This window comes from Rhodocytophaga aerolata (assembly GCF_030503435.1).
Taxonomy (GTDB): Bacteria; Bacteroidota; Bacteroidia; order Cytophagales; family 172606-1; genus Rhodocytophaga; species Rhodocytophaga aerolata.
In genome coordinates this window covers 1-1,964 of sequence record NZ_JAUKPO010000136.1, presented here as the reverse complement: position 1 = coordinate 1,964, position 1,964 = coordinate 1, and the positions used below count along the sequence as shown (strand labels likewise).

The following is a 1,964-nucleotide window of genomic DNA, read 5'->3' as shown; positions in this document are numbered from 1 at the left end:
GCTTAACCGCAGAGCTCTAGCAAGGGGCAACAGCTGCGGTTATAATTGGTACATTGCCTGCAAGCTAAATAGATTAATAAATTGATGCTTACCTGTAAGATTAAAGTATTGATAAACGGTCCAAGACCTGATTTTAGACTAGTAGAATCTTTTCTTTGGTCTGATTTTCATAATACTGATACAGATGGAAACTCTTATAATCCGGCAAGTAGAGATTGGACAGAATTATATATTGCAAGCCGAGAAAATAAAGATGAAGTTATTGATATTAATCCCATAAATAATAATCCTCTGATATTAGAAATTAAGGCAAGTAATGAAATATTGGGAAATAGAGTAGCTTATTTTTTAGCAAAAGAAACTTTGGGACAAGTGATTTATAAAGAAGAGACAGACTTGACTGATGCTGATTTCCTGCTTGACAAATTAGGAAGCAACTTTAATCTACAGGAAGCATTAGAAAGGGCAGAAAGAAGTATATGGAGGAAATCTACTCTCGAGAATCCTTATCCTAACTTAAAAAATGATTAAAAGGCTATGCAGGCAACACCAGCTTCGTCCACCAACCAGCCCTGCCTTAGCACATGGCTACACCCCGGTGGGACTGGTATGCGGGAAGCATTGGCCCATTAGGCACAATACATAATGAAAATATTTAAAATAATATTATTCTCGGTTATCGTTATCCTTACTATTGCTCTTCTAGCTTTAAGAATAAGAACAGTGAATCGGGCTGAATCGACTACTACAATTTTAGCTGGATTAGACGAAGAAAGTGAGTTCCTAGCGGCTGTATACTATCCAGTTAGTGAAAAGATAATTATTAATGATTCAATGGTATTTCATCCAGGAAAGATTTTTATACAGGATGCCGTAAAATTGAAGCATCACTTCTTTATTTTTTCTTCTTATTATGAGAAGTCTGCTAGCAATTGGAAGAATATAACTTATGAATCTAGTGGTAGTCCAAATCAATACGGTTTAGTACTTGATGCTAATAGGAATGACACAACTTTTAATGAAGTGACATATACCTTAGGAGAGAAGTTTCTTGATTACTATTCATTAAATAATGGACTGATAGATGTGCATAATAGGCAGTTTAATGTGGGTGATTTTGAAAAATTAGATACGTTAAAATTTTATCTGAAGAAAACTAAAATTCGCTCCTCAGATATTGGCAAGTATTACCAAAACAAGATTAGCTTAGAAGAACAACCGATTGATTCAGTACTATTTGTCAGAAGGAAGTAAAAGTAATGTGCCTAACATCAACTAATTCGGTCAGTGGGCCTCTAAAGCGCCAGGCTAACGCTTCGAGCCACACCGCCGTTTAGTCATGCTCCGTTAGCACCTATCAAAGAATATGAAAGTACAGAAGTTTGAGCAAGACCGAATCAACGAACTAAAAAAGGCATTAGTAAGCTCCTCAGAGGATGAATACTATTGGCAGATAATAGACTTTCTGTCTGAGAAGGTGAACTTAAGACAGCCTTTAAATTCTCTGCAAAAGCAGCTTGTTGCTAGTGAAGTTTTAGACGGTGAAGTCAATAACGGAGGCTTTGACCAGTTTTACCGTAATTGGCAGCTTGAATACATTGATGATGCGATTGAAGGATTGAAACAGTTCGGCAGTGAGGCATTCATTCGATTAGCTCAAATATCTAAACAGGTATACTTGCAGGATAGGGATAGTTACACAGATAGAAGAAACCCTGCATTTGATGAATTGGATGAAGAATATTATGCTTTGCCCTCATACCAAGACAAAAAGGTAGCTTTTATTAAAGAGAATTTAGAAATAGTGATTAAGGATAATAAATAAGGACAGGTGCTAACACCTAACTCGACCGCCAACCGGCCTATTCTCAGCTCATGTCCTAGCACAGAGGCACGGTATGCGGGAGTTTGTGGGCCATGTGCGACTCGTTTTCTTGAAAGATCGAGAGATCGGGGAAAGAAGA

The 1,964-nt window shown here is 37.2% G+C and carries 3 protein-coding genes; all 3 read left to right on the top strand.

Annotated features, from left to right (window positions below; genetic code table 11):
* Positions 1-108: 108 nt before the first annotated feature.
* The 3 genes from Q0590_RS37155 (at position 109) to Q0590_RS37145 (ending at position 1,825) form a co-directional block, all read left to right on the top strand.
* Positions 109-531 carry a hypothetical protein gene (locus tag Q0590_RS37155; protein WP_302042752.1) on the top strand — a complete coding sequence of 141 codons (423 nt, stop codon included), beginning with the start codon at positions 109-111 and terminating at the stop codon, positions 529-531.
* A gap of 114 nt (positions 532-645) precedes the next feature.
* A complete protein-coding gene (locus Q0590_RS37150) occupies positions 646-1,254 on the top strand; it encodes a hypothetical protein (protein ID WP_302042751.1) in 609 nt (202 codons plus the stop codon).
* A 112-nt stretch (positions 1,255-1,366) separates the two neighbouring features.
* Positions 1,367-1,825 (top strand): DMP19 family protein, encoded by a 459-nt coding sequence (locus Q0590_RS37145; protein WP_302042750.1) that lies wholly within the window; start codon positions 1,367-1,369, stop codon positions 1,823-1,825.
* Positions 1,826-1,964: the final 139 nt, after the last annotated feature.